The sequence below is a fragment of the Bradyrhizobium sp. LA2.1 genome (genome assembly GCF_040547725.1).
Classification (GTDB): Bacteria; Pseudomonadota; Alphaproteobacteria; order Rhizobiales; family Xanthobacteraceae; genus Bradyrhizobium; species Bradyrhizobium barranii.
Genome location: NZ_JBEPQI010000026.1, coordinates 80,545 through 103,801, shown reverse-complemented (window position 1 = coordinate 103,801; position 23,257 = coordinate 80,545). Strand labels below are relative to the sequence as shown.

The window sequence follows — 23,257 nt, the reverse complement described above, 5'->3', positions numbered from 1 at the left end:
CACATGCCTGCATTGGCAACAGGGCTCCTCGCACCCTACGCTCCCCTGCGAGCCTCCTGCTTGCCGATCGAGCAGCGCCACGCCGCGAGACGTTCGGCTGGATGCTGCGCCATCCATTCGGCGAGCTGCGGCGCTCCCATCAGACAGGACTGCATCGTCACGTCAGCGAAATCCGAGGTCGTGACGATCTGCTCGTGGCAATCTGTCGGCGACGAGAGGCTGCAGAGCACGGCAATGATCTTGATCATGTCACGAGAGCTCCTTCGACGTACTCGGGCTCTGCGTCGCCGCCCGAGTGGTCGACCGCGGCTCGACGGGCCGCTCGCCGTCGGGATCGGCCCGCGGAAACACAGCGTCATAGTTAGCGCGCGCTTCGCGGATCAGCCGCGCACGCTCGCGCTCGGCCCTTGTGACCAGTCGAACAACTTCGCCCATATCGGCTCCACGGGGTGGCAAGAGAGGAAACTGACCAGACGGCCCTGATTGGGCGACCGGCTCACCGCGCAACCCGCAATCACGGGTACGATTCGTATCGCGTGCCGGCCGAACGCGCCGATGACCTCGCCGCATCGACGCTTGATGCCTTTTCGGCGCGCCGCTGATAGTCATTGGCCAGCATCTCGAGACGGGTCGCGACCACGATGTCCGTCATGGTCCGGGCCGCGCGCAGCAGGCTCTGCGCCGTCTCGAGATATTCCTTTCCTCGTCGTGACATCTGCATGGTCATAGGCGCCTCGCGCGGTTTTCTGAAAACATGTCGACAACCGACGGAAATCGACCGAACCAGTCGCGCTCACCCTGCCGGCGCGTCGCCAAACGTTCGACGCACTTTTTCGAGCAAAGGGGCTTTCGCCAAGAGTAGTAGCGGACCAGGCCAAACTTGCCGTCGCACGCGGCACAGCGAGCGGTTCGACTTCCAGAAACTTGGGAACAGTTTGGCATTGTCGTCTCCTCTTGTGGTCGCGTCCGATGTGTCGATCACCTTTTCTGTTGCATCGAGGCAGCCGCATCGACTGTCCTCGACCAAATCTTGCGGCACCAATCGCAACGCCGCCAGTGAAGCCAACCTAGGCGTCCTGCGCGAACATATCTTTCAACAACGCGTCCGATATTGCCCATAAGCACGACTTCCGTCGCGCGCAGGGGACGTACCCCGACAACTGCGCGTTTGCGCGATCGCCCGATTCCGGAACTGGATCAACGTCACAGCGACACACGCATGCACCGTTAATCACGGCACATCGAGGCCATGACGGGCGGCGATAGCGACCGTCGTTCGGAGATGCCGGGGTGTGCGGGACGATGGCAAGCTGGCGTTGCCGATAAGGAGCTGGATTTCTTCGCCATGCCGCAATCGGCGGCGCGCGGGTCATCGGCAATCTTGCGTCAGCGAGATTTCAACGGGCCGGCTGCGGCGAGCATCCCGCCTCAGCCGTGAAACGCAAACAGCTCGATCGGATCGCTGAAGCCGCGCACCTCGTATTTGCCGACATGCTCGAGCTCGAACTCCCGCTCGACCAGCTCGGCGAAGGCGCGCGAGAGCAGCACCGGTCGTCCCAGCTGCTTGGTCAAGGCTTCGAGACGGGAGGCCATGTTGACGGCGGGACCGATGACGGTGAAGTCGAGCCGGCTGGACGATCCGATGTTGCCGTACATGACGTCGCCGACGTGGACGCCGATGCCGTAGTTCAGCGGCGCGCGGCCGGTCCCGTTGTTCCGTGCGTTCAGCGCGACCATAGCCTGCCGGGCTTCAGTCACGGCGCGCAGCAGGTTTGCGCAGGCGCCGGGCCCGCTGAGCGGGAAAATGGCGAGCAGGCCGTCGCCGATGAATTTCAGGATTTCGCCGCCGTGCCGCGCGATCGGCTCCGACATCGCGTCGAAGTAGTCGTTGAGGAGATCGATGACGTCGTCGCGCGGCCAGTTGTCCGAGATCTTCGTGAAGTCACGGAGGTCGCAGATCATGATCGCGGCACGCACCGTCGTGCCGGTGCCGCGCCGCGTGGCCCCGGCCAGGATGAGCTCGCCGGCATGGGAGCCGACATAGGTCTCGAGCAGCGTTCGCGCCAGGCGGTTCTTGACGCGGATCTCGCTGACCAGCGCCAGCACCGGCAGCACGTTCTTGAGCGCAACTAGATGCGCGTCGTCGAAGCCGCCGGGGCGATCGGTCGCGAAGGTGACGAGATGGCGCTTGCCGAGTGTGTGGTGGAGCGGCCAGGCGACGTAGTCGGTCAGACCTTTCGCGCGCATCTCGTCATAGACCGCGTGCCTGCGGCCGAGCGACGGATCGCCTTCGAGGTTCTCGCGGAGTTCGCTCGCACCGTCCAGCATTTCGCTGACAGGGCTGCCGATGAACTCGGATCGCTCGAGCACATCGAAGTCGACCCGCGAGATCTTCGCCTCGCGCATGCCATCCAACCACATGAAGGCGGCGCCGAGCCATTGCGGATGCTGGATCCGGACGTGCATCGTCGACCGCTTGAGCGGAATGCCCGCCTGCTGGAGGCGGATGCACATCTCGGCAAAGATGTTGTCGACGAAGCGCTCGCCGCTCGTGCCGTTGGTCAGCCAGTCGACGACGCCGTCGGATAGCGTGGTGGGGCGATTTTGGTCTGGCGCGGTCATATCCTGCCCGTTCATATCGTGGCTTGCGCGGCGGTCCGCATGATCAGGGCAGATATCGTGTTCCGGCGCCGCGGCGTCAACCTAGCCATGTGCATGGATTGTGCGCATCCGCCGGGCGATTGCCATCTAGCCGACGAGCTGAATCGATCCCAGTACCGCCAGCCCTGAGACGAGTCCCAATCTGGACGCCTGGGTCTGCTCGACCTTCAGCGTGCTGCCGTCGGGGATGACAATATCCTCGCTATTGAGACGAATGCTGCAATCGCCGGAAACCGCGTAAACCAGGTGCGTGCCGGCGAACAAAGGCCGCTCGCCGGGTTCCCTGAGTGCCAGCAGCTCGATCTCGGCCGCGCCGCGCCGGGCCATCAGGTTGACGACCTCGACGGGACCCGCCTCGAGCGCGGTCACGACCTCCATCTCGCCGGTGAAGCGCACCGTCGTAAAAGGTTCACGCTCGTCGAAGTCCTGGCTGGGCGACTTCAGCACCAGCCCGCGCCCACCGACGACCATTTGCAGGCGGTCGATGCCGGGCATGTAGGAGAAGGGCCCGGGCGCCACGATCGGCGTCGAGGCAAAGCGCCAGAGCAGGCTGTCCCAATCCTTCGCCGGCGCGTCGGCGCGATGGGCATCCGCGATATCGGTGAAGATGCCGCCGCCGTTCTTCCAGGGCGAGCGGGTGTAGTCTTCGGACTTCAGCAGCGTGGTTTTCATGTTTTGAATCTATCCGGGAAGGCATGTGGCCGAGATCGCCCGCGCATCATGCGCGGGTTGGGCCGGCTTTGCCAACCGGTTTCACCAGCGATGAATTGCCGTCACGCCTTGGCGTCGAGGTTCAGCCTGGTGCTCAGCTCGTTGACGAGCGAATCCACGAACTGGTTCTGATAGGCCGTGATGCCGTTGAAATAGACTGGGCCGCCAGACTGCACCAGCAGGCCGCCGCCGGACACTTCGGTATCCTTGGCGCCGCTCTCGGATTGGGTATCGAGCTTGCCCATAGCGTCGTCGAGTTGCGCGGCGGTCTTGTCGTCCATCGCGCCATTGGCCTGAAGCGTGGCGAGCAAGGCCTGGTAGGCACTGCCGAGATCGGCTCCCGTCCCCGTCTCGGCGATGGCGGAGAAGCTGCCGTTGGCCTTGCCGCTGTAGCTCTTGTAGGTCAGCGTCTCCGTGGTGGTGCCGTCGCTGTTGGTCCGATTGTCGAGCAACAGCTCGAACGCGTTGCCATAGGCGCCCGTCGTCAGCATGTTCGGATCGTTCGGATTCTTGTTCTTGCTCGCGCCTGTCTTGTCGGAGCCTGCGGTCCAGTTCGGCGGAACGGTGTAGCTGACGTTGGTCACGGCGCGAATTCCTGTGATCATTGCGCGGAAACATTCAGCAATTTTTGCGCCAGCGAAAGCGCAGTTGATTCCTGTCGGCTTTCATTGTCGTAGCGCGCGGACTTCGCACAACGCTGCAAAAATTGCCCGGCAGTTTCATCCGGTCGCGCGATTGTGCGGAGCTTGCGCCTCTGTTCGTAGCCCGGATGAAGCGCAACGCAGTGCCGGGGCAGCTCGCGCGATGAGGCTGTGCTCCCGGATGACGCTTCGCTCCATCGGGCTTCGCGCGCCTCACTCTTTGTCAGGGGCTTTGTCGGCCGTCAGCCTTCATGGCCGCACCAAAAGCCTTGCTGTCGAACTTGCCTATCTTCTCGGTGACGGATTTGACGAGATTTGGGGGGACGGATCGCTTCCCCTTGCCCCCGCCGGCGGCAATTTAGGTCAGAAATCTACCCCTTTTGGGTACCTTGCACGAAGCTTGAAGCGCCGCATAATACAGACACTTATCCAAAGGTAACCCGCTCGCGCTTCGGCCAGGCAATTGCGTAACGCGCTCCTCTCAGTGGGAGAATTGCAATGCCCGTGTTGGACTTGCCGTATTGGTTGATCATTGCAGGCTCCGCGTTGGTATTGGGCGGGCTCATTGGCTTAGGGGTCAGCCGCAACAGGCGGGTTGAGAGCGATCCCATTCTGCTCCCGGGCGATTTGACAGCATGGAAAGCCGAGGGATCAGAGACCTCGGACCTTGCGGCTATCCGGGATTCGCACAACTGACGGCTTGCGCCCGTGGCCCATTCTGCGGAGCAAACTCTGGAGAGAGACATGACCCTGCACTTTACGCGCGTCGAGACTCCGGTGCATGAACTTGAAATCTGGATGGCGTGCAGCGGCGGATTTTCGTTCGTGATCAGTAACGAAAACCGCACCGGTCCTGGCCTTCACGGAAAGCCCGGCCTGGTTGCCTCATGGCGACCCGTCGAAGAAAACAAGTCCGCAATCAAGCTTGGCGGCTCCCCCTTCAGTACCTTCGCCGAAGCCGAGAAGGCCTGCGAAGCCGTATTGGAAGCACTCGAACAGATGAGCGCATCGCAAACTCCGACGATTGCGGAGTCGCCGCAATAAAGAGAAACCTCGGCTTCGTCGGGGTATCGAATTCGGTGGCGCCGGATTGCGCTGGCGTCTTACATTCCGCTCAGGCCGCTATCCACCGCGAGCGTCTGTGCGGTGACGTAGACGCTTTCATCCGACAGGAAGAACAGCACGGCATAGGCGATCTCCCAGGCGGTGGCCTGGCGGCCGAAGGGGACGTGGCCCTTGCCGCGCGAGGGGCGGCCAGCGCCGGCTTCGCGGCCGTTGGGGGTGTCGACGAGGCCGGTAGACGAGATTGGCGCGGATGCCGCGGCGCGATCCGAGATGGGCGATGTTGCGCATCAGGCCGCCGAGCGCGGCTTTCGACGAGTCATACACCGCCATCTGCGAGCCGGCTTTCAGCGCGGCAATCGAGGAGATGAAGACGATGGCGCCACCATTGTCGAATTTCGGCATCGCCGCGCGGCAACAGAGCATGGGACCGCGAACGTTGACGTCGTAGATCCTGTTCCACTCCTCGGGGCTGACGGCATCGAGCCCCGTCTTGCCGAAAGTGCCGATGTTCAGCACCATGCCGTCAAGGCCGCCCATCGCGCGATGCGCCTCCTCGATCATGCGCTGGACCTCAGGCTCCGACGTGACGTCGGCAGTGATGGCAAAACCCTCGCCGCCTTCGTCGGTGATGTGCTTGACGGTCTGCTGTGCGGAGGTCCGGCTGAGGTCCGCCACCGCGACCTTTGCGCCTTCGCGTGCGCACAAAATGCTCATGGCGCGGCCGTTGCCGATCGGGTCGGTGGCGGCGTCGAACACGCGCTGGCCGCCGCCGACGATCAGGATACGGTGTCCCTTCAGGCGTCCCCTGCCCGGCGCTTCGCCCAATGACTCCGCGCTTGGTGGACGGACGTAACGCTCCGGCTTGCTATCGATTTCCGCCATCTCAGCCGCCCTACTTCTTGCCGCCGTCATAGACCTTCATGCCGGCCGCGGGATCGAGATCGGTTTCGGTTGCCTCGGTCAGGCGCGCCATCATCATATAGAAGCCGAGCGCGACGATGGCTTCGACGATCTCCTGATCGCTGAAGTGTCTTCGCGCGGCAGCGAAGGTCGCCTCGGGCACGCGAACATTCTCGACCACCTCGCGGCCGAACTTCAGCAACGCGCGCTCAGCATCGCTTAAGCCGGCGGCATCGTAGTCAGCCCGCTCCACCGCATCGATCTGTCCTTGCGTGCAGCCGACCCCGATCGCGATCGGCACGTGCTGGCGCCATTCATAGGCGCCGCCCTCGAGCTGGGCGGCCTGCAAGATCAAAAGCTCGCGGTTGACGGCTGAGAGCTTCTGCTTGTGCAGGATCGAATTGCCGAGCCGCATCGCCGGGATCATGTTGGCCTCGGCATGGGCCATCATGCGGAAGATGTTGAGCTTGACCGGCATGCGGTCGAACGAGGCGCGGATATCGCCGCTCGTCGTCTCCGGATCAATCAGGGGCAGCCTTGCCACGCGTTTCTCCCTTGGGTTTTCGTTTCTTGTTGTCTTCGCCATTGCCTGCCGCGATCAGCGACAGGAAAAAGGCGAGATAGCGGTCGATCGCCTCGATCACCTTCGGCCGCGGCGAAGGTGCCGCGCCCATCACGTAATGCTCGAGGCGGATGTAGATCAGGCCGGCCGCGAACAGCCGCGCGGTCTCGCGGGGATCGGGTGTCGAGACCAGGCCGGCGAGCGCAAAACCGCGAAAGTAATCCGTCATCATGCTCTGCTCGCGCGCATAAAAATGGTCGGCGAATTTGGCGCGGATGCCGGGCACGCGGTTACGTTCGGCGGTGATTACTTTCTGGAATTGGTGCTCGCGCGGGTCGGACCATTGCTCGACGAGATCAAGCGCGAACTGACGGCAGAACGCGGCCGGCTGGCGCGCCAGCTGCTTGTAGCGCGGCTCTTCCAACCGGCTCGCCGAACTGGCGGGGCCGTGCTCGGCCACGATCGCTTCTAGGATCGCGGCCTTGCCGGAGAAATGATTGTAGAGGCTGCTTTCGCGAATGCCGACGCGGCGCGCGAGCTCGCGCATCGAGGCGCCGCCATAGCCGCTCTGCGCGAACAGATTGAGCGCTTCGGAGAGGATGCGCTCGCGGGTCGTGGGCGCAGCCGCTTCCGCCGCGCTGGAGGTGTGGACAGCCATGCAGCTTGACTAACGAACGATCGTTCGCTAGTCAACCGTACGAACGATCGTTCGTTTCGCCAGTCTGGCGGCAGCGGTCGCGGCCCCGCAAGTCCGCTTCGGGCGCTGTTCTCGCGTTTCAACTCCGCTCCAATGAGAGGCGGAGAGCAATTTTGGGGAGACGACCTCATGGCGCTCTTTGCCCGCCTTCGCCTTCGTGCGGCCTGCATCCTGTTGCCGCTGCTCGCAGCCAGTGCCGTTCAGGCCCAAGGCGCGAAATACGATCCCGGCGCCGACGACAAGACCATCAAGATCGGCACCACCGCGCCGCTGAGCGGGCCAGTGTCCGCCTTCGCGCAGATCGCGAAATCGGCGGAAGCCTATTTCCACAAGGTGAACGACGAGGGCGGCGTCAACGGCCGGCGCATCCAGATGATCATCGCGGACGATGCCTACAGCCCGCCGAAGACGGTGGAGCAGACCCGGCGGCTGGTCGAGAGCGAGGAGGTGCTGCTGATCTTCGGCGGCGTCGGCACGCCGACCAACAGCGCCGTGCACAAATATCTCAACGACCGCAAGGTGCCGCAGCTCTTCCTGGGCTCTGGCGCCGCGAAGTGGGACGATCCCAGGAGCTTTCCGTGGACCGTCGGCTGGCAGCCGACCTATCGCGACGAGGCAATCGCCTACGCGAAGTACATCAAGGCGAGCCATGCCAACGCGAAGATCGGCGTGCTCTACCAGAACGACGATCTCGGCAAGGATTATCTGAAGGCGCTGGAGGAAGGGCTCGGCAGCGGCGAGGCCATTGTCGCGCGCGCGGCCTATGAGACCTCGGCTCCGACCGTCGACACGCAGATCCTGCAACTGAAGACTGCCGGCGCAGACGTCGTGCTGGTGGCGGCGACGCCGAAATTTGCAGCGCAGGCGATCCGCAAGATCGGCGAGATCGGCTGGAAGCCTGTCACCATCATCTCCAACGTCTCGGCCTCGATCAGCGGCGTGCTGGAGCCGGCCGGCAAGGACAATTCCACCGGCGTGATCTCCAGCCAGTACCTGAAGGACGCCACCGATCCCGCATCGAAGGACGACGCCGGCTATAAGGAATGGCTGGCGTTCATGGACAAGTATTTGCCGGACGCCAACAAGAGCGACTGGCTCAATGTCTACGGCTACACCATCGCGCAGACGCTGGTGACGGTGCTGAAGGCGTCCGGAAACGACCTCACCCGTGCCAATGTGATGAAGCAGGCCACGACGCTCAAGGACGTCAAGCTGCCGATGCTGATCAACGGCACCGCGGTGAACAATTCGCCCGAGCACTACACGCCGATGACGAGCCTCCAGCTCATCCGCTTCGACGGCACGCGCTGGGTGCCGTTCGGCGATCTCCTGAAGAACTGAGCCCATGCGGCAGGTCAGGATCGGCAGCATGCGGATCGATCTCGTCAGCGAGATCCCTTCGCTTGCCTTCGAGAAGACCTGGCTGTTCGCCAACGTCACCGACGAGGTGATCGCGGAGAACCGGAGCTGGCTCGATCACCGCTATATCGAACCGGAGACCGGACGCTTCATCCTCAGCCACCACTCCTATCTGGTGCGCACGCCGCGCTGGACCGCCATCGTCGACACCTGCTGCGGCAATCACAAGCCGCGGCCGCGCGTGCCGGTGTGGGACAACCTCAACCGGCCTTATCTCGACAACATGCAGGCTCTGGGCGTTGCCCCTGAAGAGGTCGACTTCGTGATGTGCACGCATCTGCATGTCGACCACGTCGGCTGGAACACGCGGCTCCTCGACGGCCGCTGGGTGCCGACCTTCCCCAATGCGCGCTATCTGATGGGACGCGCCGAATATCGACACTTCGAAGCCGCGCACAATGCCGCGCCGAAACGCCCGGTCAACCACGGCTCTTTCGAGGACTCCGTGCTGCCGGTCGTCGCAGCCGGCCTCGCCGAGTTGGTCGAGACCGATCATCGCGTGTTCAGCGATCGCGACGCAGGCTTACGCTTTGCGCCTGCGCCGGGCCATACCGCCGGCAACATGCAGATCCACCTCAATGGCGGCCACGATCATGCGGTGATGTCGGGCGACGTCATCCACCATCCCATCCAGTGCGCCGCGCCGTGGCTGTCGAATGCCGCCGACGTCGATCCGGCCGCGGCGGTCGCGACGCGGATGGTGCTGCTGGAAGAGCTCGCGGACACGCCGAGCTATCTGCTCACCGGCCATTTTCCGGCGCCGACTGCGGGTCGCGTGATCCGGCACGGCGAGGCCTACAGATTTCGTTTCGAGGATTAGGGGAAACCATCATGAAGCTACGCACCGTCACGCTGTCATTGCTCGCATTGCTGTCGGCGGCGCTGCCGGCACGCGCCGAGGATCCTGCCGCCTACCCCACCCACAAGATCAAAATGCTTCTGCCCTATGCGGCCGGCGGCGGCGGCGACGTGATCGGCCGCTTGCTCGCCGACAAGATGGGCAAGACGCTAGGACAGGGCGTCTATATCGAGAACCACACGGGTGCTGCCGGCACACTGGGCACGCAGTTGGTCGCGGCGTCGCCGAACGACGGCTACACCATCACCGTCGGCGGCATGACCACGCATGTGCTGGCGCCGGCGATCTATCCAAAACTGCCCTACGATTCGATCAGGGATTTTACGACGATCGGGCGTATCGGGACGTCCTCGATCATGCTGGTGGCGACCAGGGATTTTCCCGCCAATGACATCAAGAGCCTGATCGCGCTTTCCAAGAAGGGCGAGCCGATCCAGTACGGAAGCTGGGGCGTCGGCTCGACCGGACAATTCTGTGCGGAAATCCTGATGCAGCAGACCGGCATCAAGATGGATCACGTGCCGTTCAACGGCATCGCCAAACTCGCGGGCGACCTGCTTGGCGGCCACATCTCGCTTGCAACGCTGGACATGGCAACCGCAACGCCGCTGGTGAAGGACGGTTCTATCAAGGCGCTGGCCGCCTGCGGCGAGCGCTCGCCGAGCCTGCCTGACGTCGCAACCTACAAGGAACAGGGCGTGCCGTTCGACCGCAGCCTGTCCTGGGCGATGTATGGTCCCGCCGGCCTCGCTCCCCCGATTGCACAGAAATTGTCGGCGGCGTTGAAGGACGCGCTGGGCGATGCCGAGGTGAAGGAGAAGCTTTTGGGGCTCGGCATCACGCCGCAATACGTGCCTGGCGACGAGCAGCGCGACATCAACGCCCGCGACATCGCGGCCTGGAAGCAGGTTGCCAGGGACGCAGGCATCGAGGTCAAGTGACGATCGCAAGCGATCGGAAGGGAGCGCGGGCATGAGCCGCATTTTCGGCGCGGTGCGCCAGAACGGATACGTCGTGCGGGACATCCAGGCCGCGATGAAGCACTGGATCGAGGTGATGGGCGTCGGCCCCTGGTACTACATGGACCGCGTCAAGACCGACTGGTTCCGCCATCGCGGCCAGGACTCCGCGGTCGAGATGAGCATTGCGCTGGCCAATTCCGGCGATCTCCAGATCGAGCTGATCCAGCAGCGCAACGATGCGCCCTCGCTGTACAGGGAATTCCTCGACGCCGGCCACGAGGGCCTCCAGCACATGTCCTACTGGAGCCACGACTACCAGGCGCTCTACGACAAGGCACTCGGGCTCGGCTACAGGATAGGCCATGAAGGCCAGATCGGCGGAGAAAAGGGACGCTTTGCCTATTTCGACACCCAGGCCCATCCAGGAACCATCATCGAAATCTCCGACATCAGCGGCACCAAGGGGCCGTTCTTCGAGAAGGTCCGGCAGGCGGCGATCACCTGGGACGGGACGCGGCCGATCCGCGAAGTCGGCGGAGCGAAACCTTAAAATCCGACCGCCGGGTTGCGACCGGAAGAGGCCGCAGATGCGGTACGACCGCGATCCATGGTAGCATGAACCTCGTGTCCGAACCTTCAGCGAGGCAAGCATGTCCAACACTGACAAGGTTTTCGCCGGCTCGATTCCGAAAATCTACGACGAGTATCTCGTCCCGCTGATCTTTGCCCACTACGCCGCCGACATCGCGAAGCGTATCGCGGCTCTTTCCCCGTCGACGATACTGGAAACCGCGGCAGGTACCGGCGCCGTTACGCGGGCCGTGACCGCGGCGCTGCCTCCCGGCATCCGTTACGTCGCAACCGATCTCAACGAGCCGATGCTCGCGATCGCGGCGCAGCGCCAGGGTGAGGACCCGCGCATGACATGGCGTCAGGCGGATGCCACCGCCCTGCCCTTTGACGAAGCCGCGTTCGACGCGGTCTGCTGCCAGTTCGGTGTCATGTTCTTTCCCGACCGCGTCAAAGGCTATGCCGAGGCAAAGCGGGTGTTGCGACCGGAAGGCACGTTCGTATTCAACGTCTGGGACCGCATCGAGGAGAACGTGTTCGCTGACGACGCCACCGCCGCGCTCGGAAAAATGTTTCCCGATGATCCGCCCCGTTTCATGGTGCGGACGCCGCATGGCTATCACGACAAGGCCATTATCAGAGCCGATCTGGAACAAGCGGGCTTCCGCCACATCTCGATCCAAACGCTTGCTGCGGTGAGCCGCGCGCCGTCGGCCGAGTATGTCGCGATCGCGCTCTGCCAGGGCACGCCGCTGCGCAGCGAGATCGAGGCCAGGGATGCCAGCAAGCTTCAGGCAGCGACCGACCTCGTCGCCGAGGCGCTCCGATCGCGCCATGGGTCCGGAACGGTCGAAGGCAAGATTCAGGCGATCGTGATCGAGGCGCGGTAGTTGGTGCGGGAGCTGCTACGCCAGCGTAGCTAGCAGATTGGCAGCAAGCTTGAGATCTGCTGTTTCAAAGCCCTCGGAGAATCGACCGTATACGTCTCGAAGCAGCCGTTTCGCGCTATCGCGTCGTTTGGTCTCGGCCATGAGCGCCGCCAGATCCGTTGCCGCGCGCAGTTCCCAGGACCGTGCGCCCTGCGCGCGCGCCAGGTCGACTGATTGCTGGAAGCACGCTTCTGCCTCCTCTCGGCTCGCGCCCGGCGTCGCACTGAGCAGCTTGCCCTTCACGCGGAGCAATTCCGGCATCTGGAACAGCTCACCACTCCCGTTCACCCGATCGATCGCCGCATCGACGAGAGGGAGCCCATCCCCGGCTTGCCCGAGCGTGAGCAAGCCCAGCGCAAGCTCCATGTTGAACTCGGTGGTGAGCAGTTCGTGGCGCGCCGCGTGAATCGGCTTGAGGCCGGCCCGCAGATCGTCGACGCCTTGCCTCACATCTCCTCGCCGGATTGTCAGCTCGGCCTTGCGGCAACGCCCGATCGCCATCAGCGGTCCCATGGCGTTTGCCTCAGCCAGCGAATAAGAGCGATCGATGTAGTGCTGGGCGGCGTCAAGATCGCCGCGCCAGAGGAAGACTGTTCCCGCGCCGGCCAGCACCAGAGCCAGCGCAGCCGAATGCCCCATGGCCTCCGAGGCCTTGACCGCCTCTCTCGCGCGATCCGCCGCCTGATCCGGATAGCCGTGCAGCCAGAGCGTTCGCGCCAGCGCGACGATCGACCGGTAGTGCGGATCGTAGCCCAACAAGACGGAGCCCTGCTGAGCGTGCGACAGGACCCCCATCAGGGACTCGAGCTCGCGGCGCGAGCCAGCGAGATCGCCTGAAAACTGCAAGGCCATGCCGAGGGCGGAATGAGCCAGCGTTCTGATCGCAAGATCGCCGGATCTTTCGGCGAGCCCGTGGCACCGCTGGGCGTAGTCGAGCAAGATCCTGAAATGCCCGCTGCGGCCGTGGAAGATGTACTGCATGTTGAGCAGTCCGGCCTCGTACGCCGTATCGCCCCGCGCTTCGGCAATCGCGAGGCTCCTGTTCAGGGTGTCATTGACGGCGTCGCTCTCCCCGTACATCTGCGACGAGGAGACCCCAAGGCCGGCCTGGAGCCGCATCTCATCGGAACTCCCGACGGTGGCCGCGTCGAGCGCGATCAGTGCACGCTGGGACCAGCGGTGACACTCTGCAAGTAGGGACATCGCCAGGAAGACGTCAACGGCCGCCGCGGCGAGTTGAATCCCGAGCCTGATCTCTCCGCGCTCTCCAAAACACCATTCGAGCGCCGCACGCACGTTGTTCATGCTGGCGAAGTGCAACGCTCGTTCCGCTCCGCTCGCGAAGGTCGACCAGTCGCGGCCCCGCTGTTCCAGCCAATTGCGGTAGTAAGTCGCATGCCGGACTGCGAGGTCATGGGCTTCGTCCTCGGCGATCTGAATGTCCCGCGCGTAGGCACGCGTTGTATCCAAGAGACGGTAGCTCATCATGGTTCCGACCGGACGCGTCGCGACCATCGATTTCGCGATAAGACTGTCAATCGCGCCGAGAATATCCCTCTCGCCGACATCGCGTCCGCAGACGGAGATCACGGCATCGAGCGTGAAGTGCCCGACGAAGGCGGCAAGCCGGCGGAGAACTATTCGCTCCAGATCGGAGAGAAGGCCAAAACTCCAGTCTAGCGTCGCATGCAGCGTCCTCTGGCGGGGCGGCGCGCTCCTCGGTCCAAGCCAGGACAGCCCAAGCCTCTGGTCCAGCAGCGAGGCTGTCCCATGCACGCCATAGCTCTCGACACGGCGGGCCGCGAGCTCGATGGCAAGCGCCACGCCGTCAAGCTTGCGGCACATGTTGGCAACGATGGGCGCCTCGTCGTCGCTGAACTGCAGCTGGGCGCCGCTCGCGCGGGCTCGCTCAACGAAAAGTTGGATGGCCGGAAATGCCCTGGCAATTTCTGCCGTCAAGTCAGCACCCTCGGGCGGACAGGCCAAGGTGTCGAGACGGTAGACATTCTCTCCATCGGCCTGAAGCGCTTCGCGGCTCGTCGCGAGAATGTGAACGTTTGGCGCAGTCGCGAACACCGACGATGCGAACGCGGCGACAGGTTCGACCAGATGTTCGCAGGTATCGAGGATCAGCAATATCCGCTTGTCTCGGAGATAGGCGACGATGCTGGGTGTCGCGTCGCTGGATTGCACCGACAATCCGAGAAGGGAGGCAACGACCGTACCGACCAGTGCCGGATCGCTGACCATGCTGAAATCGACAAAGAGCACCGCCCCATCGAAACTCTGCATCAACCGGTGTCCGACGGCGATCGCGAGCGTCGTCTTGCCAACGCCGCCGGCCCCTACGATCGTCACAAAGCGTGTCGCCTTCAGTCGCGCGGGGATTTCCTCGATCTCGACCTCGCGGTCGATCATCGGAAGGCGCACCGGCAGATTGGCTTGTTGAAAGGACGGCGCGGCGGCTGCTTGCGGTTCTTGATCGACCGAGCGGGCAACCTGGGCAACGAAAGTATAACCCCGCCCGGAGGAGGTCACGATGTAGCGGTTGCCTTCGCCGCCCTCACCGAGCGCCCTGCGAAGGTTGGTCATATGAAAACGCAAGGCACCTTCTTCGACGACCAAGCCAGGCCAGACCTGACGCAGAAGCTCGGCTTTGCTGATCAATTCGTTGGGCCGCGATAGCAGTGCGACCAGGAGATCGTAGGCCCGCCCCTTAAGCTCCACGTGCTCGCTGTTCCGGGTCAGCACCCGTTCGGTCAGATTCAGACGGAACGAACCGAACGAAATAATCTCCGTGTTCTGCGCTGTTGGCATCTATCGGCGTATTCTTGCGTCGCGCGCTACAATTGGCTGATCGCGGAATGGCGGTGGAGACCGGCTTTGTACTGATCGTGATATCCGATCTCCGGGGCAAAGAGTAGTGCTGCGGCGCCACGTCCCGACATGGCGGCCCGCCGTTTTGCGCAGCAATGGCGCCCGCATTTTCGTCTTGAGCGACAATGGCTTGTAAGTTCTCCGACATTCTGTGCGGGACCCGTTTGGCCGGGACGGAAGAGCCCGCGGCATCGCCGCTGAGACCGCCGCTCATAACAAAATCTCGCAGCCTCTAACACTCGGCCTGCCGACCGCCGGGAAGGCGCCGCCGGCTCGTTTGGCGCAGGCTGCTCGCGGCTCCGTGAGGGGCTAACGATCCATAACAATCCATAACGAGCAAATTCCGATCGTCCGCACCAATCTAGCTACAGGACGAGCGGCCAATCGACCCGTTCAAAAGATCTGCGAATGCGCCACGCAGGTCAGAACACGGGGCCGTGAAGTCTCGAGCACGTCAACGGCGCGCAACGCAACGAGGAGATTGAGACATGACCAGCAACCAGATCGTCGATTCCAGCTTCACCGCCATCATCAATGCCCCGAAGGACAAGATCAACATTCCCGAGTGGTGCTTCAACCTGTCCGAACGTGAATATCAGGGCTGCTCGCCGGCGCACATCGCCGCCGGCTTCACGACTGCGCCGGACGGCAAGCGGATGTCCATCAACGTCGAGACCATCGGCGGCAGCCTGATGGTACAGCACTACGTCGAGACTCTCGGCGAGAAGGACCATCTGATCCTCGATTCGACCTCCGACGTCTTCACACCCACCGGACGCACGACCATTCACGTCACCTGGGAATTGAGCGTCAAGGAAATGGAACCCGGCAAGTGCGAGTTCACCAACCGCGTCCGGTCGCACGCGACCGACGAGTTCATGGCCTTCATCGGCAAGCAGGGCATCCCGTTCGACCTGTTCCGTGCGCAGCGCCAGCCCGCTTCGATCGCCCACAATCAGAGCGAAACACCGCTGTTCGCCGCCAGCATCGAACGCGCTGCGCTAGCGAACGCCTGACAATCGCGGCTGCATCGTCACAATGGAGAGTTCCATGACACTTTCTTCCTACGACAAGAGCATCACCGCCCTCCTCGTGGTCGATCCCTACAACGATTTCATTTCGGAGGGTGGCAAGATCTGGCCACGGATCAAGGCCGTGGCCGAAGCGAACAATTGCGTTCCGCACATGCAGCAGGTTCTGCATGCCGCGCGCGATGCGAAGCTTCGGGTCTTCTATGCCATGCATCACCGCTACCGCCCCGGCGACTACGAATCCTGGAAGTACGTCGCGCCGGTCCAGCGGAGGGCGTGGAAGGCCAAGAGCTTCGAGTTTGGCACCTGGGGTGGCGAATTCCGCGCCGAGTTCGTGCCTGAGCCCGGCGAAATCGTCGCCGGCGAACATTGGTGCTCCAGCGGCTTCGCCAACACCGACCTGGATCTCCAGCTCAAACGGCACGGCATCCAGCGTCTCATCGTCATCGGGCTGATCGCGCACACCTGCATCGAAGCGACCGTCCGTTTCGCCGTCGAGCTCGGCTACGACGTCACGGTCGTCAAGGACGCCGTCGCCGACTACTCCGACGAGATGATGCATGCCGCACTCGAGATCAACATGCCGAACTACGCCAGCGCCATCGTGACCACGAAGGAGATCGTCGAGGTGTTGGCGTCGGACCCGTCCGCAGTGGTCGCTGCCTAGTCGGGCCCAACCGATACGAAGGATCCGGACGGGCAACCACGCCATGCAGCCTGGCCGGATCCGACGAGGCAAGAGCAGCTCAGAACCAAATCTGGAGGCTCGATCATGAGACGCCGCGATTTTCTTGGAATTTTCGCCGGGTTTGCATTGTGGCCGTCCTTTGCGAAGGAGGAGCACGGCAAGCCTGTCATCGGCTTCATGAGCAGCCGGACGCCGGACGATTCGGCCCGCATCCTCGCCGCCTTTCGCAAGGGGCTCACCGAGGCCGGCTACGTCGAAGGCCAGGACGCGACGATCGCCTACCGCTGGGCCGAAGGCGACTATGAAAGGCTTCCGGCGCTGGCGGCCGAGATCGTCAGGCTCAATCCATCCGTGTTGATCGCGGCCGGTGGTGAGCCGTCCGCGCTCGCGGCCAAGGCCGCATCGGCCGACATCCCGACCGTCTTCTCTGTCGGCGGAGATCCCGTGAAGATCGGTCTCGTCAGAAGCATGAACCGGCCCGGCGGCAACATGACCGGCGTGAGCCTGCTGGCCACGGAGCTGGAGGCCAAGCGGCTCGGAATCCTGCACGAGCTATTGCCTCGCGCAAAAGTGCTCGGCGTTCTCATTGACCGCGAATTTCAGGAGTCCGGAACGCAAATCCTCGAGATCACGCAGGCCGCGGAGGACATCGATCAGCCCGTCGAGATCGTGTACGCGAGCAGCGACGACGATCTCGCGATTGCCTTCGAGCGACTGAAGATCGTGGGCGCCGAAGGCCTGCTCGTTTGCGCGTCCCCGTTCTTCGACACGCGAGGAAAGCACATCGTGGCTTTCGAGGCACAGGGACGCCTTCCGGCGATCCACCAATTCCGCGAATACGCCGTTCAGGGCGCCTTGATGAGCTACGGCGTCTCCCCGCCCGACGGCTACCGGCAAATCGGACTTTATGCCGGCCAGATCCTCAAAGGCACCTCGCCGTCCGACCTGCCTGTCGTCCAACCGACGACGTTCGAGTTCGTCATCAACGCAAAGGCCGCCGGCGCGGCGGGGCTCGATATCCCGGCGAGCCTGCTCGCACGCGCCGACGAGGTGATTCAGTGAAGCCGAAAAACAAGGAGACTCCCATGACCCGACAGATCATCATCGACAGGCCGTACTCCGGCCTATGGATCGCGACCTTCAACAATCCGCCGATCAATCTGATCGACCCCGACACGATCGGCGAGCTCCAGGAGCTGCTCACGGCGCTGGAGAGCGATGCGGACGTCAAGGTCGTGGTGTTTCGAAGTGCGGACCCGGATTTCTTCCTGGCGCATTGGGACGTGCTCGCCGACAAGGCGAAAGTGGCGGCGATGCCGCCCGGCCCGACCGGCATGCATCCCTGGATCGACGTGCTCGTACGACTGGCGCGCGCGCCGGTCGCCTCCATCGCTGAAATCCGCGGCCGTGCACGCGGCGCGGGAAGCGAATTTGTCCTGGCCTGCGACATGCGCTTCGCCAGCATCGAACGGGGCATTCTCGGACAGTTCGAGGTCGGCCTCGGATCGGTCCCCGGCGGAAATCCCATGGCGCGGCTCGCAGGCCTGATGGGGCGCGGGCGCGGCCTCGAGGTGATCCTGGGCGCAGATGATTTTTCGGCCAAGCTCGCCGAGCGTTACGGTTACGTCAACCGCGCGCTGCCCGACGCGGAGATCGAGGCGTTCGTCGAGGCCTTCGCTCGCCGGATGGCCTCATTCGAGAAGCATGCGCTGGTTGGCGCCAAGGCGCTCATGAATGACGTGACACTGCCAGCGGACAGCGTCTTCCCGCCGGCGCTAAAGGCCTTCTTCACCTCGGCTACTCATCCGGCGACGCGGGCGCGGGCCGCGTCTCTGCTGGAACGCGGATTGCAGCGGCGTTCCGACATCGAGTTGCGGCTTGGTGCGGCGGTGGCGGATCTCAGATGAGATCATACGGACGCGGCGCGCCGTCCTACCAGAAGCCCCGCTGCATCGGCTGCGCCGGCTGATAATACTGATACTGGCCGCGGCGGCGCGGATTGACGGGCTGCGGGTTCGGCTGCTGCTGGAAGAAGAAGCCGAAGCCGTTGCCGCCATTGCCCCAGCTGTCATCGCTTGCCATTTCCATCGGCGGCGGCGCGGTCGGCTTGCGGGTGATGAAGCCGCCCTGCGGATGATTGCTCAGCACCGCGACGAACTCGGTGCGGTAGTTGGTTTCGGCGCTCAGCGGCTCGTCCGAGACCACGATCGACGAACGCGGCAATGCCGTCGGCCCGATGCGATCCCAGACGTCCTGCGGGATGGTAATGCGGTCGAGCGCGTCCTTGGCGTCGTCCCCGTTCTCGATCGTGACCACGCTCCAGCGCAGCCCCGTATCGTTCTTCGCCATCGCCGTGAAGATATGCGTGCCGAGCGGCTGGTCGGGATTGCGGATGGTGACGGGAACCTCGATGCTGGTGTCGAACACCTCGCCGCCGCCATCCGGCGCCGGCTTGTGCGTGTTCCGCCGCACGTAGAGCTTCTGCGTCGCGCGGCTGATGTAAACGGACACCGGCTCAAGCGCGAGCTTGGCGTCGGTCGCAGCCGTCACGGCATCGGCCTTCCTGGTTGCCGCGACCTTTGCCGCCTCCTTGGTGGCGGCAACGGCGTCGCGCTTCGGCTGCGCGGCGGCCTTGGCGGCCTCGAGCGCCGACGCAGCGTCGGCGGCCTTGGTCGCAACCTTCTGCTTCAGCTCCTCGGCCTGCGCCCGCGCCTGATCGGTCTTGGCAGCCGCGATCTTCTTGTCGGCGAAGGCGAGCTCGGCGTCGGCCTTGGACTTCTGCTGTTCCAGCTTGCGCAGCGACGCGGGAAGCGACGCGGCCTCCTTCGCGGCCGCGGCCGCAGCCTTCTTGGCCTCGGCGGCAGCCTGGATCGCCTCCTCGGCTTCAGCGGAGAGCTTGTCGGACCGGTTCGGCACGGCCGCGATGGCCTCGCGCTTCGGCACGAACAGCGACGGATGAGTGAAATCGATCGGGGCCGCGTCGTTCGGCGAGATGATCACGCGCATGCCGATGTTGGTCTTGTCGAACAGGCCCTCGGCGAAGTTGAAGGGCATGCGCACGCAGCCGTGCGAGGCGGCATAGCCGGGCAGCGGCCCGCCGTGGAGCGCGATGCCGTTCCAGGTGATGCGCTGCATGTTGGGCATCCAGGCATCGTCATACATGGTCGAGCGGTGGTCCTTGTCCTTCTCGACGATGGCGAAGACGCCGGCCGGCGTCTCGCGCCCGGTGGTGCCGGTGGACACCGGCGCGCGCAGAATCCAGCCGTCGGAATCGTAGAAAGTGACCTGCTGGCTCTTGATCGACACGATCGCCATGATCGGCTCGCCGGCCTCGCGCGGCGCCACCGCCTCGGCCGGCTGGCGGGCCTGCTTGGCCGCCTCGGCGCTTCCGCTCAGCGCCGTCAGGGCAACGGCCGTTGCGAGCGCAACAAGTCCGGGGGGCCGCCAACGCCGCATCGCCGTGGTGGATTGCGCCGTCGTCATCAGGTCTTTCATGCCATTCCCCGGTCCAGTACCAGTCCGCGCCTTACGTCGATCACGTCAGATTGCGATCTTTGAATTAAGAATTCGCAGCCACCTTGCGTTCCGTATCCGGCAATATTCGGACCTATCAGGCGGCAAATCTCTCATATACGAGGGCTCGCGCGGGCGGAAGGTGGGCTGGGGCCGGAGCTGGCCCGGGGCTGGTCACGAATCGCTGCGGCACAATGTCCGGTTAGTGGGTACGGCGCCCGATCAGCCGGGTCATTGCAGCGCCGAACAGGCCGAACAGCGCATACACCATGAGCGGCAGAGCGTGCGCGGCAGCCTGCCCGACCGGTTCGTGCTCCACGATTAGCAGGACCGCGAACACGGTCAGGCTCAGGAGGACGCAGATGAGGGCGGCAGCAAGGCCTAGCCTGCGCAGAACGAAGGCAAAGTCGGTGGTGGTCATGACCGCATCCGGGGCGAAGATGAACAGACCTACGCTAGACCCGCCCGCGATAGCAGGATGTGACCGTCATCACAGAGAGTCGGTTCCCGAACGCCGGCCGGCTCAGGACGCGACACCAACCGCCTTGCTGTCGACCGCGGCCTGGATTTCCGCATCGCTCAGGCCGGCCTCGCGCAACACCTCGCGCGAATGCTCGCCGAGGCGCGGCGCCATGCGATGGATGCCGGCCGGGCTTTCCGAGAATTTCGTCGCGGGCCGCGCCTGCCGGATCCGGCCTTCGGTCGGATGATCGATATCCGCAAACAGTGCGACGGCGGCGAGATGCGGCTGCTCGCCGATCTCGGTGAGCCGGGCGAAGGCGGTGTGCGGTACGTCCAGCCGCAGCAATAGCTCCTCCCATTCCGCGGTGGTGCGGGTCGGCCCGATCTCGCTCATGCGGTCATAGACCTTGTCGATGTTCTGGGAACGAAGCACGGGATCGCGCACCCCGAGCTCCTCGATCAGCTCGGGGCGGCCGACAGCCTCGAAGAAGGCGCACCAATTGTCTCCGGAGTAAGGCAGCATCGTCAGCCAGCCGTCCTTGGTCTGCACCGGGCGCCGGTTCTTCATCCGCTTGTAGCCAGTCGGGCCGATCGGCGGATCGAACGCGTGCCCGCCCAGCATCTCGATACTGTTGAAGCCGGCGATGGTTTCCAGCATCGGAACTTCGACCATCTGCCCCTGCCCGCTGCGCTCGCGCCGGAACAAGGCCGCGGACACCGCTCCGACCATCGCCATCGCGCAGATCTTGTCGCCGATCAGGCTCGGAACGAATTCCGGCTCCTCGTCCGATCCGATCGATGACGCCAGACCCGACGCGGCCTGGATGATCTCGTCGAAGGCGGGGCGCGCTGCCCACGGCCCGTCCTGGCCGAAGCCGGTCGCCGCGGCATAGATCAGGCGCGGATTGAGTTTTGCGCAGGCCTCATAGCCGAAGCCGAGCCGCGCCATCGCCGCGGGTCGCACATTGGTGACGAGCGCATCGACCGTCGGGATCAATCGCGCCAGCGCCGCCTTGCCGTCCGGATGCTTCAGATCGAGCGCGAGGCTGCGCTTGTTGCGGTTGACGGCCATGAACTGGCCGCTCATCCCGCGGTTCCGGAACACGCCGGTGTAGCGCCAAGTATCGCCCGCGGGCGGCTCGACCTTGATGACATCGGCGCCCCAGTCGCCGAGCATCTGCGCGGCGTAGGGGCCGAACAGCACGCTCGTCAGATCGAGAACGCGGATACCGCTGAGGGGACCGGTCGGTGTCATCGTCGTTTCACTGTCGTTGGAGGAAGCAACTGCGGGACAAGACGGGCGGCCAAGGCTGTGCCAGCCCGCCCGTCACACTGCATCGATCCTATTCGCCGATCACGTCGCCGAACAGCTCCCAGGACTTGCCGTTGAAGCGCGCCATCTGCAACTGCCGGATCGGCGTCACCTGCTCGGCCGAGGTGTTGAGCTTGATGCCCGGCAGCAGCATCGGCAATTCGACCTCCTTGAACGACTGCGTCTGCTTCATCAAATTGGCGCGGGTGAGGTCGTTGCCGGCGCGCTGCAGCACCAGCTCCATGATCTGCGCCATGGTGTAGCCGGTGACGTTGAAGACGTCGGCCGGATCGGCGCCCGAATTGTACGTCTTCATCCACTCGCGCCAGGCTTTCATGCCGGAATCATTCTCCCAGCGCGGATCACCGGGATCCTTCTGGAAAGCACCGGTGACGATGCCGACGGAATTGTCGAGCCCGGCCGGCACCAGCACAGAGCCGACGGAGTTGGAAACGGCGGGAAGGATGATCTGCGGCTTCCAGCCGAGCTCGGCGATTTTCTTGATCGCTTGCGCCGCGAATTTCGGCGTGCACTCGTTGAAAACAACGTCAGCGCCGGCGGCCTTGAACTTGACGATCTGGGAGTCCACGGTCGGATCCGATGTCTCGTAGGTGGCCTCGGACACGATCTGGTTGACGTGCTCCCCTAACCCTTCCTTGAAGCCGGCGAGATAGTCGCGCCCGGGATCCTCGTTCGGCGTGATGACGGCGATTTTGGCATTCGGCTTGTTCGCAAGAATCCACTTGGCATAGATGCGGCCTTCGGTCCGGTAGGTCGGCTGCGAACCGGTGGTCCAGGGAAAATGCTGCGGATCGTTCCAGCGGCTGGCGCCGCTCGACGGGAACAGCTGCGGGATCTTCTTGGCGTTGAGGTATTTCTGCGCGGCGATGTTGGGACCGGTGCCGAGCATCGAGAACATCGCCAGCACCTCGTCGCTCTCGGCGAGGCGGCGAACCTGCTCGACCGTCTTCGACGGCGAATAACCGTCGTCCATGCTGAGCAGCTCGACCTTGCGGCCGTTGATGCCGCCCTTGTCGTTGAGCATCTTGAAATAGGCGATCTCGGCGCGGCCAATCGCGGAATAGGCGGAGGCCGGTCCCGAATAGGGCATGGTCTGCCCGAGCTTGATCGACGTGTCGGTCGCGCCGGTGTCGTAGTTTCCGGCCGTCGCGGCCGAAGCGGCGCCCAGCGCCGCAAGCAGAGCAACGACTCCACGGACCAGTTGTCTTCCCGGCATGCTCGGCATCTCCTTCCCAGGCAAGACGCATCGACGCGCGAGCTCACAGGCTGCCGCCGGCGCCCTCCACTTTCTTCTTGGTTATCATCGGCCGCATCGATTGCGATGCCGGCGAGCGCGACGATACAAGGATTATGAAGCGTGAGATGTAGCGAAGAATT

At 63.9% G+C, this 23,257-nt stretch carries 23 protein-coding genes and 1 pseudogene; 10 read left to right on the top strand and 14 right to left on the bottom strand.

All coding sequences use genetic code 11. The annotated features are described in order from the left end of the window. Positions 1-35: 35 nt before the first annotated feature. The 6 genes from ABIB95_RS37095 to ABIB95_RS37070 all read right to left on the bottom strand — a co-directional run bounded on the left by ABIB95_RS37095 (position 36) and on the right by ABIB95_RS37070 (position 3,956). Positions 36-248, bottom strand: coding sequence for a hypothetical protein (locus ABIB95_RS37095; RefSeq protein WP_014497603.1), 213 nt, complete (start codon positions 246-248; stop codon positions 36-38). 1 nt (position 249) lies between these two features. Then, entirely contained in the window at positions 250-435 is a 186-nt protein-coding gene (locus ABIB95_RS37090; protein WP_085403277.1) for a hypothetical protein, read from the bottom strand. Positions 436-514: 79 nt separating this feature from the next. Further along, on the bottom strand, positions 515-727 hold the full coding sequence (locus ABIB95_RS37085) for a hypothetical protein (protein ID WP_063985337.1): 213 nt from the start codon (positions 725-727) through the stop codon (positions 515-517). Between the two features lie 701 nt (positions 728-1,428). Beyond that, positions 1,429-2,622: an adenylate/guanylate cyclase domain-containing protein gene (locus ABIB95_RS37080; RefSeq protein WP_354247118.1), complete on the bottom strand. Its 1,194-nt coding sequence runs from the start codon at positions 2,620-2,622 to the stop codon at positions 1,429-1,431. Between the two features lie 126 nt (positions 2,623-2,748). After that, entirely contained in the window at positions 2,749-3,333 is a 585-nt protein-coding gene (locus ABIB95_RS37075; RefSeq protein ID WP_354247115.1) for a HutD/Ves family protein, read from the bottom strand. A 101-nt stretch (positions 3,334-3,434) separates the two neighbouring features. Beyond that, complete coding sequence (locus ABIB95_RS37070) at positions 3,435-3,956, bottom strand: hypothetical protein (protein WP_354247113.1); 522 nt, start codon at positions 3,954-3,956, stop codon at positions 3,435-3,437. A gap of 801 nt (positions 3,957-4,757) precedes the next feature. On the opposite strand from ABIB95_RS37070, the gene ABIB95_RS37065 reads away from it, so the two are divergent. Next, positions 4,758-5,057 carry a hypothetical protein gene (locus tag ABIB95_RS37065; protein ID WP_354247110.1) on the top strand — a complete coding sequence of 100 codons (300 nt, stop codon included), beginning with the start codon at positions 4,758-4,760 and terminating at the stop codon, positions 5,055-5,057. Between the two features lie 59 nt (positions 5,058-5,116). On the opposite strand, the pseudogene ABIB95_RS37060 reads toward ABIB95_RS37065, so the two are convergent. From ABIB95_RS37060 to ABIB95_RS37050, 3 genes and pseudogenes are all read right to left on the bottom strand, one after another. Continuing rightward, positions 5,117-5,960: pseudogene (locus tag ABIB95_RS37060) on the bottom strand (SDR family NAD(P)-dependent oxidoreductase). A 10-nt stretch (positions 5,961-5,970) separates the two neighbouring features. Beyond that, the gene (locus ABIB95_RS37055; protein WP_085403271.1) at positions 5,971-6,522 is read right to left on the bottom strand and encodes a carboxymuconolactone decarboxylase family protein; all 552 of its coding nucleotides are present in this window, start codon (positions 6,520-6,522) and stop codon (positions 5,971-5,973) included. Continuing rightward, positions 6,500-7,198 (bottom strand): TetR/AcrR family transcriptional regulator, encoded by a 699-nt coding sequence (locus ABIB95_RS37050; protein ID WP_085403270.1) that lies wholly within the window; start codon positions 7,196-7,198, stop codon positions 6,500-6,502. Before ABIB95_RS37050 ends, ABIB95_RS37055 begins: the two co-directional genes overlap by 23 nt. 168 nt (positions 7,199-7,366) lie before the next feature. On the opposite strand from ABIB95_RS37050, the gene ABIB95_RS37045 reads away from it, so the two are divergent. From ABIB95_RS37045 to ABIB95_RS37025, 5 genes are all read left to right on the top strand, one after another. Continuing rightward, on the top strand, positions 7,367-8,578 hold the full coding sequence (locus tag ABIB95_RS37045) for an ABC transporter substrate-binding protein (protein ID WP_354247107.1): 1,212 nt from the start codon (positions 7,367-7,369) through the stop codon (positions 8,576-8,578). Between the two features lie 4 nt (positions 8,579-8,582). Beyond that, positions 8,583-9,476 carry an MBL fold metallo-hydrolase gene (locus tag ABIB95_RS37040; RefSeq protein ID WP_354247104.1) on the top strand — a complete coding sequence of 298 codons (894 nt, stop codon included), beginning with the start codon at positions 8,583-8,585 and terminating at the stop codon, positions 9,474-9,476. Positions 9,477-9,487: 11 nt separating this feature from the next. Further along, positions 9,488-10,456 (top strand): Bug family tripartite tricarboxylate transporter substrate binding protein, encoded by a 969-nt coding sequence (locus ABIB95_RS37035; RefSeq protein ID WP_354247101.1) that lies wholly within the window; start codon positions 9,488-9,490, stop codon positions 10,454-10,456. A 31-nt stretch (positions 10,457-10,487) separates the two neighbouring features. Continuing rightward, the gene (locus tag ABIB95_RS37030) at positions 10,488-11,027 is read left to right on the top strand and encodes a VOC family protein (RefSeq protein WP_354247099.1); all 540 of its coding nucleotides are present in this window, start codon (positions 10,488-10,490) and stop codon (positions 11,025-11,027) included. Between the two features lie 100 nt (positions 11,028-11,127). Next, positions 11,128-11,937: a class I SAM-dependent methyltransferase gene (locus ABIB95_RS37025; RefSeq protein ID WP_354181002.1), complete on the top strand. Its 810-nt coding sequence runs from the start codon at positions 11,128-11,130 to the stop codon at positions 11,935-11,937. Positions 11,938-11,952: 15 nt separating this feature from the next. Here ABIB95_RS37025 and ABIB95_RS37020 read toward each other — a convergent pair whose 3' ends face one another. Continuing rightward, entirely contained in the window at positions 11,953-14,793 is a 2,841-nt protein-coding gene (locus ABIB95_RS37020; protein WP_354247096.1) for an ATP-binding protein, read from the bottom strand. Between the two features lie 548 nt (positions 14,794-15,341). On the opposite strand from ABIB95_RS37020, the gene ABIB95_RS37015 reads away from it, so the two are divergent. The 4 genes from ABIB95_RS37015 (at position 15,342) to ABIB95_RS37000 (ending at position 18,479) form a co-directional block, all read left to right on the top strand. Next, the gene (locus ABIB95_RS37015; protein WP_354181006.1) at positions 15,342-15,869 is read left to right on the top strand and encodes a hypothetical protein; all 528 of its coding nucleotides are present in this window, start codon (positions 15,342-15,344) and stop codon (positions 15,867-15,869) included. A 34-nt stretch (positions 15,870-15,903) separates the two neighbouring features. After that, positions 15,904-16,551 carry a cysteine hydrolase family protein gene (locus ABIB95_RS37010; protein ID WP_354247094.1) on the top strand — a complete coding sequence of 216 codons (648 nt, stop codon included), beginning with the start codon at positions 15,904-15,906 and terminating at the stop codon, positions 16,549-16,551. A gap of 105 nt (positions 16,552-16,656) precedes the next feature. Next, positions 16,657-17,634, top strand: a complete 978-nt coding sequence (locus ABIB95_RS37005) for an ABC transporter substrate-binding protein (RefSeq protein WP_354181010.1) — start codon at positions 16,657-16,659, stop codon at positions 17,632-17,634. Positions 17,635-17,657: 23 nt separating this feature from the next. Beyond that, entirely contained in the window at positions 17,658-18,479 is an 822-nt protein-coding gene (locus tag ABIB95_RS37000) for an enoyl-CoA hydratase/isomerase family protein (RefSeq protein WP_354181012.1), read from the top strand. 25 nt (positions 18,480-18,504) lie between these two features. Here ABIB95_RS37000 and ABIB95_RS36995 read toward each other — a convergent pair whose 3' ends face one another. The 4 genes from ABIB95_RS36995 to ABIB95_RS36980 form a co-directional block, all read right to left on the bottom strand. After that, positions 18,505-20,067: a L,D-transpeptidase gene (locus ABIB95_RS36995; protein WP_354247091.1), complete on the bottom strand. Its 1,563-nt coding sequence runs from the start codon at positions 20,065-20,067 to the stop codon at positions 18,505-18,507. Positions 20,068-20,287: 220 nt separating this feature from the next. Beyond that, positions 20,288-20,506, bottom strand: a complete 219-nt coding sequence (locus ABIB95_RS36990) for a hypothetical protein (protein WP_071916378.1) — start codon at positions 20,504-20,506, stop codon at positions 20,288-20,290. A gap of 102 nt (positions 20,507-20,608) precedes the next feature. Continuing rightward, entirely contained in the window at positions 20,609-21,802 is a 1,194-nt protein-coding gene (locus tag ABIB95_RS36985; protein WP_354247089.1) for a CaiB/BaiF CoA transferase family protein, read from the bottom strand. A gap of 88 nt (positions 21,803-21,890) precedes the next feature. Then, a complete protein-coding gene (locus tag ABIB95_RS36980; RefSeq protein WP_502917917.1) occupies positions 21,891-23,105 on the bottom strand; it encodes an ABC transporter substrate-binding protein in 1,215 nt (404 codons plus the stop codon). Positions 23,106-23,257: the final 152 nt, after the last annotated feature.